Source organism: Candidatus Avelusimicrobium sp. (genome assembly GCF_056976295.1).
The window spans coordinates 123,391-136,852 of the sequence record NZ_DBMCTG010000002.1 but is presented as its reverse complement, the minus strand read 5'-3'; the positions used below and the strand labels follow the sequence as shown (position 1 = coordinate 136,852).

Annotated in this window: 13 protein-coding genes; 6 read left to right on the top strand and 7 right to left on the bottom strand. The window is 44.8% G+C overall.

Annotated features, from left to right (window positions below; translation table 11 throughout):
• Positions 1-30 precede the first annotated feature (30 nt).
• On the bottom strand, positions 31-612 hold the full coding sequence (locus ACZOTW_RS01700) for an inorganic diphosphatase (protein ID WP_428038164.1): 582 nt from the start codon (positions 610-612) through the stop codon (positions 31-33).
• Between the two features lie 121 nt (positions 613-733).
• Between ACZOTW_RS01700 and ACZOTW_RS01695 the strand changes: the two genes are divergently transcribed.
• Positions 734-1,966, top strand: a complete 1,233-nt coding sequence (locus ACZOTW_RS01695) for a DUF2130 domain-containing protein (protein ID WP_483997324.1) — start codon at positions 734-736, stop codon at positions 1,964-1,966.
• A gap of 208 nt (positions 1,967-2,174) precedes the next feature.
• Here ACZOTW_RS01695 and ACZOTW_RS01690 read toward each other — a convergent pair whose 3' ends face one another.
• The 5 genes from ACZOTW_RS01690 to ACZOTW_RS01670 form a co-directional block, all read right to left on the bottom strand.
• Positions 2,175-2,894: a hypothetical protein gene (locus ACZOTW_RS01690; protein ID WP_483997323.1), complete on the bottom strand. Its 720-nt coding sequence runs from the start codon at positions 2,892-2,894 to the stop codon at positions 2,175-2,177.
• Entirely contained in the window at positions 2,891-3,394 is a 504-nt protein-coding gene (locus tag ACZOTW_RS01685; protein ID WP_483997322.1) for a hypothetical protein, read from the bottom strand. Before ACZOTW_RS01685 ends, ACZOTW_RS01690 begins: the two co-directional genes overlap by 4 nt.
• A gap of 63 nt (positions 3,395-3,457) precedes the next feature.
• Positions 3,458-4,069, bottom strand: coding sequence for a hypothetical protein (locus tag ACZOTW_RS01680; protein ID WP_483997321.1), 612 nt, complete (start codon positions 4,067-4,069; stop codon positions 3,458-3,460).
• 14 nt (positions 4,070-4,083) lie between these two features.
• Complete coding sequence (locus ACZOTW_RS01675) at positions 4,084-4,635, bottom strand: hypothetical protein (RefSeq protein ID WP_483997320.1); 552 nt, start codon at positions 4,633-4,635, stop codon at positions 4,084-4,086.
• A gap of 41 nt (positions 4,636-4,676) precedes the next feature.
• Positions 4,677-4,910 (bottom strand): beta propeller repeat protein, encoded by a 234-nt coding sequence (locus tag ACZOTW_RS01670; protein ID WP_428038169.1) that lies wholly within the window; start codon positions 4,908-4,910, stop codon positions 4,677-4,679.
• 345 nt (positions 4,911-5,255) lie between these two features.
• On the opposite strand from ACZOTW_RS01670, the gene ACZOTW_RS01665 reads away from it, so the two are divergent.
• The 4 genes from ACZOTW_RS01665 to ACZOTW_RS01650 all read left to right on the top strand — a co-directional run bounded on the left by ACZOTW_RS01665 (position 5,256) and on the right by ACZOTW_RS01650 (position 8,183).
• On the top strand, positions 5,256-6,176 hold the full coding sequence (locus tag ACZOTW_RS01665; RefSeq protein WP_428042004.1) for a helix-turn-helix transcriptional regulator: 921 nt from the start codon (positions 5,256-5,258) through the stop codon (positions 6,174-6,176).
• Positions 6,177-6,385: 209 nt separating this feature from the next.
• Complete coding sequence (locus ACZOTW_RS01660) at positions 6,386-6,814, top strand: VanZ family protein (protein WP_428046589.1); 429 nt, start codon at positions 6,386-6,388, stop codon at positions 6,812-6,814.
• Complete coding sequence (locus tag ACZOTW_RS01655; protein WP_428049504.1) at positions 6,811-7,242, top strand: GtrA family protein; 432 nt, start codon at positions 6,811-6,813, stop codon at positions 7,240-7,242. The genes ACZOTW_RS01660 and ACZOTW_RS01655 overlap by 4 nt, the downstream gene beginning before the upstream one ends.
• Positions 7,239-8,183, top strand: coding sequence for a glycosyltransferase (locus ACZOTW_RS01650; protein ID WP_483997319.1), 945 nt, complete (start codon positions 7,239-7,241; stop codon positions 8,181-8,183). Before ACZOTW_RS01655 ends, ACZOTW_RS01650 begins: the two co-directional genes overlap by 4 nt.
• 84 nt (positions 8,184-8,267) lie before the next feature.
• Here ACZOTW_RS01650 and ACZOTW_RS01645 read toward each other — a convergent pair whose 3' ends face one another.
• Positions 8,268-12,290 (bottom strand): hypothetical protein, encoded by a 4,023-nt coding sequence (locus tag ACZOTW_RS01645; RefSeq protein ID WP_483997318.1) that lies wholly within the window; start codon positions 12,288-12,290, stop codon positions 8,268-8,270.
• 391 nt (positions 12,291-12,681) lie between these two features.
• Here ACZOTW_RS01645 and rfbF point away from each other — a divergent pair, with 391 nt between their 5' ends.
• Positions 12,682-13,461 carry a glucose-1-phosphate cytidylyltransferase gene (rfbF, locus tag ACZOTW_RS01640; protein ID WP_428044746.1) on the top strand — a complete coding sequence of 260 codons (780 nt, stop codon included), beginning with the start codon at positions 12,682-12,684 and terminating at the stop codon, positions 13,459-13,461.
• The last annotated feature ends 1 nt before the right edge of the window (position 13,462 follow it).

Genomic DNA, 13,462 nt, shown 5'->3' with positions numbered 1-13,462 from the left:
CCGGGCGTTAAAGCGGGAGTATCCTTACCTTTATTTATTGTCTAATGTACGGGTAAAGTTGCTATATGTTACAAATTTTTCTTCGTACGCAATAAAGGCTTCCTTCAAAATTTTGATAGCCGTTTGCTTATCAAAAATCTTTTCCACTACAACCGTTTTATTTTCCAACTTCTTATAATCTTCAAAGAAACTCATTGTTTCCGAAATTAAGTGCTCAGGCAGTTGGGATACATCTGTATAGTGGCTTACGTTCGGATCGCCTTGTGCTACGCCAATGATTTTATCGTCGGCTTCGCCGTTATCAAGCATCCGCATTACCCCGATAATACGCGCCGGAACAATACACATCGGTACCACTTCGGCTTGGGATAAAATAAGGATATCCAACGGGTCTTTGTCGGCACCATAAGTACGCGGAATAAAACCGTAGTTGGCCGGATAATACACGGAAGAATAGAGTACACGGTCCAAGCGCAAAAGGCCGCTGGCTTTATCCAGTTCGTATTTGGCGCGGGTGCCTTTCGGAATTTCAATAATCCCGTTTACAACATAAGGTAAAGAATCTTTATCTCCGGGCGAAACGTGGTGCCACGGGTTAAAATTTGCAAACATTTTTTCCTCTTTTATTCAGTAATTTACTTATCTATTGTAGCAATTTTCACGCATAGATTAAACACTATATAACACTGACTTGGTATAATAGAATAAAGATTTTCCCAAGGAGTTTTATATTATGCCAGAAATTAAATGCCCGCATTGCGGACAAATTTTTCAAGTGGACCAGTCCGGCTATGCCGATTTATTAAGCCAGGTGCGGACCGCTGAATTTCATCAGGAGTTGGAAGCCCGTGCCAAGCAACTGGCCCAGGAACAGGCGGGCAAAATTGCTGTATTAAAAACCCAGGCGCAAGCCGACAAGCAACAGGCCGCAGCAGCCTACGAGCAGGAAATAATATCTTTAAAGGCGCAGATTTCCTCCGCGCAAACCGCACAGGAACTAGCCGTCAGCCGTGCGGTGGCGGGGGAAAAGGAACGCTTAAACGATAAAGAAAAAGAACTTTTGTCGCTCCGGGCGCAACTGGCCGATGTCAAAAATCAAACGCAGTTACAGGCGCAATCTTTAAAGGACAATTACGAAATCCAACTAAAAGCCAAAGACCAGGAAATTGCGTTCTATAAGGATTTAAAGGCCAAAATGTCAACCAAAATGCTAGGCGAAACCTTGGAAAAGCATTGTGAAATTGAGTTTAACCGCTTGCGGGCCACGGGCTTTCAAAATGCGTATTTTGAAAAGGATAATGATGCTCGCACCGGAAGCAAAGGCGACTATATTTTTCGCGAGCAAACCGCCGACGGGGTGGAATTTATATCCATTATGTTTGAAATGAAAAACGAAATGGATACCACCGCCACCAAACATAAAAACGAGGATTTTTTCAAGGAACTGGACAAGGACCGCAAGGAAAAAGGGTGCGAATATGCGGTGCTCGTGTCGCTGTTGGAGGCCGACAACGAACTGTACAACACGGGCATTGTGGACGTGTCTTACAAATATCCCAAAATGTACGTTATCCGCCCGCAGTTTTTTATCCCGATGATTACGCTACTGCGAAATGCCGCGTTAAACGCGGCCGATTACCGCCGGCAACTGGCAGAAGTAAAAAGCCAAAATTTGGACATTTCGCACTTTGAGGACGACATTAACGATTTCAAAGCCAAGTTCGGGCGCAACTACCAATTAGCCAGCGATAAATTCAAAAAAGCCATAGAGGAAATTGATAAAACGATTGACCACCTGCAAAAAACCAAAGATGCGCTGTTGTCCTCGGAAAATAACCTGCGGTTAGCCAATGATAAGGCGCAAGATTTAACCGTTAAAAAACTGGTAAAAAAGAACCCGACAATGGCGCAAAAATTCGCAGAGTTAGCCGCTGAAAAATCAGCAGATACAGTCGCTCGACCGTAAACTAGCCGCTTTCCTGCCATTGCCCCGCGTTTGCTACTTCCCGGCGCGGGGTAGTTTTTTTAGTTGGGCGACAAGACGCTGTCGCTATCTGCTGGTAGAATAGTTATAAAGGCGCGCATCTCGCCTTTTCTGCATAATCAACGTACAGAGATAAAAATACCCCGGGTTGTAATGTAGCCCGGGGATTTTTGTAGGAGGCTAAAAGGCTTTATTTTGCCCAGTCTTCCAGCTGTTGTGCCGCGGCGGGGAGGACGGCTCTTAGCCAATTGTGCCACGCTTCGCAGGTGAAAAAAGACCCGGGGTGCTGGATGGCGGCCCCGCTGGCGGTTACGTTACCCGCGTGGATAGAAAACACCGGGCGCGTAAAGGTATTGTTTATCTTTTCGCCCCACGGGGTTAATTTGCCAAGTGTTAAAGAGGGGGAAAACTGTTCCGTATGCGAGAGGGCGGACATCCCGGCAAAAATGCAAATTCCGGGTTTTAAGGTGTTTAAAACATCTTTAAATGCCTGCCAGCCTTGCGCAAAATCCCGTTCGCTAGGGCGGTCCGACGGCGAGGGCATTGGGCGTTGTACAAAATTATAGAACGCGATATTTTCCCATAATTTGGGTGCGGTTTCCGCCGCCAGTTTTCTGCCCGCCAAAAACGCGTTTAAATTGTTCCAGGTCGGGCTGTTCCACCAATGTTGGGAATAACACCGCTCCGCCACCAAGCGGCGCGTGTAGAGCGGATTTTGGACGTCTTCTACATTGGATTTTGCTTTATCAATATAATGCGATTCCAAGATTACCAATATTTTACTGGACGCCGAAGGATAATTTTTGCCCACCCACGGGTACCAGGCGAGTTTTCCCGCCTGGCAGAGAGCCTCAAAGGCTGGGTCAAACGACTGCGTTTGATATTGCTTAATTTCCTTTAAAGTTATCATAATGTGTCTCCTATTTTGTTTACACAGTTGGCGACATCGGTCAAAATGGAAGCAATGCGGTTACAGGAAGCAGGTATTTTTTCCATATCTAGCGAATTTCCCCAGAAATAACTAGTTGGGATAGCGCTTTCTGCGTTGTCCAATGTTTGCACTATATATTGCTCGTCTTTATAGTACACTTTTTGAATCTTGGACCAGGGAATCCGATAAATGGTGTCTAATTCTGGGTCGTCCCATATGAGTTCGTTTTCTGTAATAACAACTCTTTCATTTTCTTCGGTAGAAAAAAACAGGATTTTTTCATTTTGGGGAATTTGATACGTTTCGCGTATCTCGCGCTTCTTATCTTTTTTTAGTATTTTAAAGGGTTGCAATCCTTCTAGTGGAGCGTTATCCTGATGTTTATGAGGAGACTCCCAAGATAAAATGGGAGTCTCCTCTTTTATCTTGGGAGAAATATAATCAAGTCTGTTGATATTAAATGCAAAATCTTTGTTCATTTTTTTACCTCTTTCATCAATAAACTTACCCCCTATGGATATCCAAGGGGGTAAATGCAGATTCTATTTTTTTCGTGCGGCCTTTTCTGCTTCGTCAGAATAATTATCTTTAAAATAATTTTTTGCTGAATCAATTATACCTTCAATATCCATTTCATTTTTAGCACTTTCTGCAAATTTTTTTAATTGGCTTGCAGAAAAAGTACTTGGATCTTTTCCAGCAGTAAAAATATTTGTTAATATTTTTAAATATATTAGTCCCGAAACAATGGTTAATGCATATACCATACCACCAGTAAGAACGGATGCACCAACACTCCCCAAACCAGGGATGAAGGAAAATGCTGCCGAAAGCAATGTATTTCCTATAAAATATGCGCCCAAATTCGTAACGATGCCGGATGCTAAGGTTTTTGTAATATTTTCAGATGTTTTTAAATCTATCGCATTATTAATCCTTGCATACATTCCCCAAATAAACCCTATTCCGGCGGCATTTGCTATAAATGCCCCAGCACCAGGAACCCACGCAGTTCCCAAAGCCGATAATGCGGCACCTTTTGCGTGAAATTTAACAATATCTGCTATTTTCTGTGGGAACATTTCTTCTGTTTGCTTATCACAAGCGTGTAACAAATATTCAGAACTCTTAAGTAAGATTTTATCAATATTCATTTTTTATTTTCTCCTTAATCCATAAAGTTTTCCAAGGCTTGTACCGGGTTGCGGTTTACATAGGCGAGCCAAGTATTTACTCCGCTTCCGCCCAAAGCCAAAATATTATCAATGTCCGTAGGTAATTCTATGGGTAAGAGTTCATAGGCAAAAGTTAAAAAGGGCAAAACTAAATACCCAGCAGGAATTCTTTTTTGCTTATACATAAAAAGTACAATGCACAAAAAGAGCCCGGCCCCCATACAAGTAATGCTGGAAAAGAAGGAACCATTTCCAACAAAACTAAGCGGAGCAAACAGCACGCCGGATATGGCCGAAATAAACACAGGCAGGATACAATCCAGTGTGGTTAAGCGTTTGGCGCTGTTCATAATCAGTACGGAAACGCACAAACAGAAGAGGAAGATACCAATCCCGGTAGTTATTCCTAAAAGAATACTGTGCCAGTAGGTTCCGGCCCAAATGCCCGCCAAACAAGCCAACACCATACCGATACTGGCGGAAATAGTACCTCTTAAACAACCTACCGCCGTAGCGGCGGGTTCTTCTATATTTTCTTTTTTCATTTTTTTATCCTCATATCTTTTTAACTTCTTTAAATGTTGTTTTATCTGCTTTTTAGTAGCCAGGTACGGCCTTGGTCCTTGGAATAAAAGGTTCCCTTGGCGGACAGGGCTACCAACTGCGTACCGACGGTTTGCAAGTCCTTAAACGGACCCGCCACGGTGCCGATGTACCGGCTTAACCAAGTGCGACCGCCGTTATAGGAATATTCTATATGGCAGGGATTTTTGGGGCTGATGCGTAAGATTTCATTACCGACTTGAACTATTTGGCTCATAATTATTCTCCTTTTACAAAAGTGTAACACGAGGGCGCGACAATACTATTGTCGCACAGTCGTTCTATAATAAAATTAATTGGGAAGCGAGGTGTCGGAATAAAAAAGCGGCGAATTACCGGAGCCTTTGGAATAACCCAAGTAATCGCCGCTTGCTTATTCCAAAAGAATAAGCAGGAACGATTATTTTAGGATTCCAAAGTGCCGACGGAATTATTCCGTCAGCTCTGCCCAGTCCCAAACCGGGCTTCCTGAAAATAATTAATTCGCCAACTCAAATTGTAGGGCGGACAAGCCGCCTTTTTTATTATATCACAATGTTTGGAAGTATGCTATTATATGAATATGTCTATTAAAAAAGCCTCTTTAAGCAAAATGAACCGCATTTTGTATTTACTCGCCAAATTACAGCGCGGAAGTGTTAATTTGTCCGTGGAAGCGCGTGAATTGGGGTTTTCCGTACGCACCTTGCAGCGGGATATCCTTTTTATTGAAGAGGCTTGTTTCCCAATAGCGGAAACGGGGCCGGGATTATACCGGCTGGCGGAGGGGTTTTCGTTGGCTAAACTGCCGCTTTCCGCGCGGGACAGCGCGCTGTTGGCTATTATGGGGGAGGTAGCGCAAGACCTTGGGCCGGAGTGGCAAGAGAGTTTTACGCGCCTGCAAAAGGCTGCGGCCCGTCCGGAAGGCAAAAATATTTATTTTATTAAAACCCCGGAGATAAAGGGTAAATCCAACCCGCAGGTAATGACCCGGCTGGAACAAGCCCTCTACCAATATACCTACATTAATCTTTGCTATATTAATAAGCGCAACCAGCGGGTTTGGTACAACCACTTGCGCCCTGTAAAGATCGCCTTGTTCGGCACGTGGTATCTTATCACGCTAAACAGCGAAAATACCTTTATGAAATTTACGCTTTCGCAAATAATGGATATCCGCCTGTTAAAGGAGCATTTTACGCCCATAAATATAGAGGATAAACTGCGCACGGAGCCCAATATTTGGTTTGACCAGGAGCAAAATATAGAGGTTACGTTGCGAGTAGCGCCGGAAGCGGCCCGGTATTTTAAAGAAACGGTAGTGTTTTCGCACCAGAAAATAAAAGAAACGCTGGCGGACGGGGCGCTTATTTTAACCTGTAAAACGGCTAATTTTATGCAACTTTTGCCCCAAATAAAGCAATGGCTGCCCTATGTAAAGGTGCTGGCCCCGGAGAGCCTGGAAGCGCAACTCCGGGCCGATTTAAAGGCTTATTTACATTGACAAGTAACTCCCGTTTACTTACAATGTTTTATACGGTATTTTGCGACGACGCACCTATTTGCCAAACAATGACAGCCACCATTATTTTTATTTTATTTATTGTTTTTTCTCTCCTGCTCCTGCCTTGGGGGCGGAAATTTTTTGGGGAAACCTGCCGGAAATATTACTATCCCGTTTGGACGTTTTTATATGCGGGGAGTGTTATATATTTGGCCTTTTTGTGCCGCACCCCCAAGCCGGGGCTTGTATTGCGTATGGAAGTGCTGAAAATTTACCGTTTGGCGGCGCATTGTCTGTTAAAAGACGGCACCGTTTCTGCCTATGTCTGCAACAATATTTTGCAAACAAGAAACAATGTATTTAAAATATCCCAAAAGGCACCCCTGCAAGATATGGTTTTAAATATCGTCTTTTTCCTGCCGCTGGGTTTTTTACTGCCTTTTTTGTGGAAAAAATGCACTTGGTGGAAAACGCTTCTTGTCGGTGTGTTTATTTCTTGCATAATTGAGGGTTTGCAGGCTTATACCCATTTGGGGGTATGCGATATAGATGATGTGTTAAATAACGTGTTGGGGGCTGTTTTGGGGTACTTTTTGGCTAAATTAGCCGCACGGCTCTACCCGCAGGAGATAAAATGATGAATTTTCGCCTATGGATAGCGGCTCTTTTTAAAAAAGTGGTGCAAATTACGGCACGCATTTTACATTTGCCGGAGCAATTTGTCTGCTTTTTATATATAGGCACTTTGAATACCGCCTTTGCATACTGTCTGTATGTGTTCTTTGTATGGATAGGATTTAATTATATTTTCGCACCGCTTTGCTCCACGGTTTTGGGGGTTCTGTTCAATTTTAAGACCATTGGCGGAATTGTGTTCCAGAGCCATAACAACGCACTTTTAGGAAAGTTCTTCGGCGTGTATGGTGTGGTTTACCTGTGTAACGTGGCAGGGTTGAAAATATTATCTTCCGTCGGGTTTAACTTATACATAGCGGGGGCAATTTTAGTTTTACCTCTTGCAATGCTCGGTTTTATACTTAATAAAAAGTTGGTATTTCACAAATGAAAAAGAAAATTTCAATTATTTCCAGCGCATTTAACGAACAGGAAAATGTGTGGGAACTCTACAAGCAAGTAAAGGCCGAAATGGCCAAATACGCAGATAAATACGATTATGAACAGGTGCTGCTGGATAACGCTTCCACCGATGGCACACTTGAAGAACTGCGCAAAATTGCTGCGCAGGATACGCATTTTAAAGTAATTGCCAATGCCCGAAACTTTGGGCATATCCGCTCGCCCTATTATGGCATTTTACAGTGCAGCGGGGATGCCGTTATTTATATGGCCTCTGACTTGCAGGACCCGCCCGCACTTATTGGACAGTTTTTAGCCAAGTGGGAAGAAGGCTTCAAGGTAGTGCTCGCGCAGAAAACGCAAAGTAAGGAATCTGTTTTGTTTTTTGCCGTACGGCGCTTTTATTATTGGTTGCTTAACCTGCTTAATGATTCCGGCGCGCAACTGCCGGATAACTGTACCGGTTTTGGCCTGTACGACAAATGCGTGGTGGAGGAACTGCGCCGCTTAAATGACCCTTACCCATATTTGCGCGGGCTCGTGTGCGAACTGGGGTATTCCCGCGCTCTCGTGCCGTTTGTTCAGCCCACCCGCAAACGCGGATTTACCAAAAATAATTTTTACACGCTGTATGACAACGCGATGATTGGTTTTACCAATCACTCCAAGGTGCCTTTGCGGTTGGCGGCAATGGGCGGCTTTATACTAGGGGGGATAAGTTTAGCCCTGGCCTTTGTTTATTTGATTTTAAAATTATTGTTTTGGAATAATTTTCCAATGGGCACAGCTCCTATTTTGTTAGGGGTACTCTTCTTTTCCTCTGTGCAACTGTTTTTTATTGGAATCATTGGCGAGTACATCGGGGCTATTTTAACCCAAGTGTTAAAGCGCCCGCTGGTAATAGAAAAGGAGCGTATTAATTTTAAGTAAAGTCTAAAAATACATCTTACATTATCATAAAAAACACCCCGGGGTTAATCAATATCTCGGGGTGTTTTACATTTTGCAGACTTTTTATTGCACCGGTTCAGGTTCCTCTATTTGAAAGTTTTGGAGTTGGTCATCATCCTCGGCAAATGGATTCGCCTCCTCGGTGCTTACTTTCTCGTTGTGTTTAAAGATTTTTGCTTCAACCGACTCCTTCCACACTTCTTCCTTATTCGTCAACTCGCTAGCCAGTTTCGCAAGAGTCGCATTTCTGGCGGTGGCATCCTTAATATCATACGCATTCAAAAAGCGCGGGGTAAAGGAATCAAAGAATGCTGTTACTTCGGCTGATTTGCCCTCCAAACCATACTGTTCAAATGCCATAATCCAGTACGATTTCACATTAGCCAGGGCCATTTCCGATAGGGCTTTCTCTTGGTTGGCGGCTTCTTGGCCCAAAAGTTCCAGTCGGCGCTCCACTTTTTCCTTCTTGTTCAACAAGCGGGAATTGAGCAACTTAGTAGCCTTTTCCTGCTGTTTCTGTTTGTTGTCAGACGATTCATTGCTACGCAAGGCAGCAACAACCGAGGCTAAATATTCATCATACCAAGCACCCATTTGTTTCAGTTCGTCTGCGGAAACATATGGTTTATAACTATCCAAAGTAACGCGTTTTTGTACGGCAATTGCTTCGGTTTGCGCCTTTATAATGTTATCAAGAGCCTTTTGGTTCTTTATCTTGTTTCCCTCTCCTAAAGCACGGTTAAAGTTCACGCTAGCCGCCTGATATTGCAAGCGTTTTACTAAGGGCATAGTAACATACATATTGTCCATTACGCCCAATTTGCCCAAAGCTTCGCGCCCAAAGATAATCGGAGAGCCCATAAACATACCTTCCGACGATTCCTTTTCCGCTCCGCTTACCGTTTCATAGGCATCCATTTGCTTCGGGTTGTAATCCTGGCCTTCGGCTTTGAGTTGGGCTAAAGCGGCTTCTTGGTTTTGTTCGTCCTGTTTGAGTTTGTCCGGGTCATAGGCTCCGCCGTATTTGGGGCTAGCCATTTCGGCCTGTACTTCCTTTTGTCCGTTATTTGTAATATGCCCCATCACAAACGGATAGACAGCATAGTCCGCTCCTGCTAATCCGCCGAAGAATACTAAGTTTCCGGTTAAACTTTGCGTAAAGTAACTGGTTTTCAGCCAAGCCTTGCCCATACTCCACGCAAAGCGCGGGTTGGTCAAAAATTCCTTAGTAAAGGCTTTTGTCGGCACCAGGCGCGGCATAAACGAATCCAAGAACTTATTATTATAGTTGGCAATTCTAAAATACTGCTGGCCTACTTGTTCCGCCCACTGGCCGTTTGCCAACATCTGCGCCGGGAATTTAACTGCCCCGGGGATAGAAAGCGGGTCAAAGGCCGTCCGTGCTGCCGTGCGGCTCATAGCGGGGGCCACTACCACATCCGTGCTAAACAGGTCGTTGCCCGGTTTACCCAACTTGGTTATGTTCCACCAAGAGGACTCCATCGCAACCCCCGTAGCGCCCGGCTGACTGGCCAGTACCGGCATTTTGTCCGAACCGTAAACCGGCATTCTAATATTTACCCAGCCGTCAAACCCGCCAGATTTGGCCGCATCAAAACTGATACCTTGCATACGGGAATATGCCTGTGCAGCACGCAGTTCCGGCACCGATAATTTCAGCCAAGGATACATCATCCCTTCGGTTTTTTGCATTCCTTGCACGCCGTGGTTCATTAAGCGCAGCATATCATAATCTTTCACACCGTTTTGCAAGGAGGCTAATCGGCCCGCGAAATTAACCGAGCCAACATTTTGTGCTCCACCCGGTAATATTTGGTAGAAATCCACACCCACAATTTGGCGGTTGGGGGTCATCCCTACCCAGCGTCTCGGGTTCCAGCGGGAATATTCATTCTGCAAAAAACGCATAGAAGATTTACCAGGCTGGGCAATTGTCTTTGTTTTGACAACGGGAGCCAACCCTTCGCCCACCTTGGACGGAAGCGTTGTAGCCGGTGCTTTGCCTGTCTCAATATAACGAACTGCCATTGTTACATTGTTATTAACAGCCTTGGACGTATAAGAAGCCAACCTGCCAGCCTTGGTCAATTCCACGCGGAAAGTCAAGAGCGCACGTCCTTTATTAGATTTGGCCGCTGCGTTAAGGGCTTTCGGCAAAGCAAGCATGGCCCCACGCGCAAAACGGAACGCTTGGCTGGCCGCTTCAATCAGAGTGCCGCCATATACCCACAAAACCGCTTCCCCGACAAACCAGAAGAACGCCACTGCGTTTTCTTTATCCACTTTGGCTTTATTTAAGCCGTTATGTTGGGCAATTTCCACCCAGCGGCCCTTAGAAGTATATATATACCCGTAAATCATACGGATTGATCCGTCCGGGTTTTGCACCATATTGCCTTGGTTAGAAGGCGCAATAGCAGGGATAGAGGTGTTCGGGTCGTTGGCAATAATTAAGCCTTTTTCGCCGGGGGAAATAAGCCCTTTAATTCCGGCAACGGGCTTGGAACCGTTATTGGTATATTCTTCCAATTTTAAAGGTTCCGTAGCAAATTGGTTATAGATATCCGCCAACTTATCCGATAATGCCTGCATTTGTTTGGAATCCAAACCATAGTCCTTATAATAAGAACCTTGCAAAGGTTCATACAAATCAGCCGCGCGGCGGGCAAAAGTCTTGCGGAAAGCAAATTCACCCTTACTCATTTCTTTACCGGCCTGGTTACCCATTAATACGGATGCCGCTTCCAACGCAATTACGCGCGTGGAAAGGGAATAAACCTTGGGGTCGGAAAAATTTTTGAAGAATTGCATAGCATTATTCCACTTTTGCGACCCGCGGGCTTCTTGGCGGACCTCATCTACTATGCCCGCAATAATTTGGTTTACTACCGGTGCATTATCCGCTTTAAAATCCGTATCTTTGACGCCTTTGTCAAAACTTTTTACCAAAATGCCCACGGAAGCCGGATCGGAAAGCAGTGTATATTTGGTGGCATAGTCCGCCAGCGCCACTACATCCTGGTATTTCTCGTCGCTGGGTTCAAGCCCTTTTTGGGCAGCAGCCGCCATTTCTTTAAAATACTTGTTTTGCGTTTCCTTAAAATGAGTGGGCGGAAACACAGAGACCGATTGCTTGACATAGTCGGTAACTTTTTTGGGAACTCTTTTGGTTACAATAAAAAACTGCCCGTCCAACCCCGGTTTCCGTTCCATCACTTCTACATATTCGGTTCTGGTGTAGGGCTTTCCGCGACCGGGGAGCGTTTGCGAAGTGACCAACGGGTCCGATTTCTGCGTAGCCAACAGATAATTATGCACTTTTAACATCGCAATACGCAAAGACCCCACAGCCATCGTACGAATCATAGATTCATGTGGCAGAGAGGAAAGCATCCCTTCCCGATATGCCATACGCAGATAAACACTTTCCAAATCATTATTAAACTCTTCTAACGCGGCTTTATCCGCGTTGCCGCTTTTTACAGCCTGCAACATATAATCCACCGTGTTGCCCAAGGCTTCGGCCGCATAGACGGTGTTCATTAAAAAGGAGTCGTTGGTATTGCCCATCGGGTCAATAAAGTCACCCATATTTTGCAAAGTCAATTCGTCTTTGGCCAGCAGGTCCAACACATCATTAGTGGGGCGTTGAAGCGGCAGAACAGGTGCGGCAGGAGCCACATAAGTAGCGTCTCGCTCCATAACTGCCCCAGAGCGGACATCCCGTTGATAATCTGCAAAAGCCTGTTCTTGGGCGCGTTTTTCCTCAGCGGCTTGGTTGTCTGCCTCTTTTTTCTTTAATTGGTGTAATTTATCCAAATCTTGGAAACGTTGGTAATACGTACGGCTTCTATCTTCAAAACGTTTCCTTGTCTGATTAATTTGCGTAGGCAGTTGTTTATTAGCCGCCTGGGAAACAGCCGCACCTACATTAGGTTTGGCAGTCGTACCCGTAGTGTTTTTTTGTCCTGACGGACGGCGCGCCTGTGCCCACGCCGAGGGGGTGGGGAGAACACAATTTAAAGCAAATACAACGGCAAGTACACGGCAGAAAAAAGATTGCATAGAACGCTCCTTGTATAATAGGCCTAGTTATATTGTACCGCTTTTATACATTTTTTCCAGGGGGCAAAAGACCTATTTCACACGGGACCAAAAGTCCTATATCATTTATAGGCCCCGTCTTTTTTATCTTTTATATTATATTACAATTATATGTTTTTGTTGCTTTTTTTAAGCAATGCAAAAGAAGTCTTTTATGTGTTATAATAGAAAGGAACTATAAACTCTTGGCGGAGAATAGTCTTACAGCGGGAAATCCCGCCCTTGCTGCTTACAAAAATTCTCTTCCAACTGTTTACTGGGCAAGCCTGATATCAGGATTGCTATAAAGTGTTAATTTCGTACAATAAAAGTTACGGGTGCACCCGTTTACATTTTACAACAGGAGTTTGTTATGAAAGTACTTTTGCTGGCAGGTGGACTTGGTACCAGATTAGGGGAAGAAACCTCTATCCGCCCCAAACCGATGGTGGAAATCGGCGGCTACCCGATTATTTGGCACATTATGAAACTTTACACCCACTACGGACTGACGGACTTTGTTATTCTGTGCGGGTACAAGAGCGAAGTAATCAAAGAATACTTTGTCAATTACTACACCAACAACTCTGATGTTACGATAGATTTCCAAACCAATCAAATTGATGTCCATATGAACCGCTGCGAACCGTGGAAAGTTACCCTTTTATATACAGGGCGTAACGCAATGACTGGCTCGCGCATTAAGCAGGCTTGCAAGTTTGTAGGAGACGAGCCCTTTATGCTGACGTACGGGGACGGAGTGTCCGACGTGGATATTAATAAGTTGTTAGACTGCCACAAAAAATCGGGCAAACTGGTTACTTTAACGGCGGTCCAGCCCACAGGCCGCTTTGGCGCGCTTAATATTGAGCCGAGCGGCACCATTTCCCGCTTCCAGGAAAAGCCGGTAGGGGACGGCGCGTGGGTAAACGGCGGCTTTTTCGTTTGCGAGCCCAAAGCATTTGACTATATCCCGGATGGGGATAATATTATGTGGGAACGCGAACCGCTTACCCAACTGGCCAAGGAAGGCCAATTAAACGCATATAAGCACTATGGCTTTTGGCACCCGATGGACACGTTGCGCGACAAAATTGAACTCAACGAACAATGGACCGCCGGAAAAGCCCCGTGGAAAGTGTGGGAGGAATAAA

Excerpts from the sequence above, each read along its gene's own strand:
- ACZOTW_RS01700 (WP_428038164.1), bottom strand. The coding sequence starts at position 612 with ATGTTTGCAAATTTTAACCCGTGGCACCACGTTTCGCCCGGAGATAAA.
- ACZOTW_RS01695 (WP_483997324.1), top strand. The coding sequence starts at position 734 with ATGCCAGAAATTAAATGCCCGCATTGCGGACAAATTTTTCAAGTGGAC.
- ACZOTW_RS01690 (WP_483997323.1), bottom strand. The coding sequence starts at position 2,894 with ATGATAACTTTAAAGGAAATTAAGCAATATCAAACGCAGTCGTTTGAC.
- ACZOTW_RS01685 (WP_483997322.1), bottom strand. The coding sequence starts at position 3,394 with ATGAACAAAGATTTTGCATTTAATATCAACAGACTTGATTATATTTCT.
- ACZOTW_RS01680 (WP_483997321.1), bottom strand. The coding sequence starts at position 4,069 with ATGAATATTGATAAAATCTTACTTAAGAGTTCTGAATATTTGTTACAC.
- ACZOTW_RS01675 (WP_483997320.1), bottom strand. The coding sequence starts at position 4,635 with ATGAAAAAAGAAAATATAGAAGAACCCGCCGCTACGGCGGTAGGTTGT.
- ACZOTW_RS01670 (WP_428038169.1), bottom strand. The coding sequence starts at position 4,910 with ATGAGCCAAATAGTTCAAGTCGGTAATGAAATCTTACGCATCAGCCCC.
- ACZOTW_RS01665 (WP_428042004.1), top strand. The coding sequence starts at position 5,256 with ATGTCTATTAAAAAAGCCTCTTTAAGCAAAATGAACCGCATTTTGTAT.
- ACZOTW_RS01655 (WP_428049504.1), top strand. The coding sequence starts at position 6,811 with ATGATGAATTTTCGCCTATGGATAGCGGCTCTTTTTAAAAAAGTGGTG.
- ACZOTW_RS01650 (WP_483997319.1), top strand. The coding sequence starts at position 7,239 with ATGAAAAAGAAAATTTCAATTATTTCCAGCGCATTTAACGAACAGGAA.
- ACZOTW_RS01645 (WP_483997318.1), bottom strand. The coding sequence starts at position 12,290 with ATGCAATCTTTTTTCTGCCGTGTACTTGCCGTTGTATTTGCTTTAAAT.
- rfbF (WP_428044746.1), top strand. The coding sequence starts at position 12,682 with ATGAAAGTACTTTTGCTGGCAGGTGGACTTGGTACCAGATTAGGGGAA.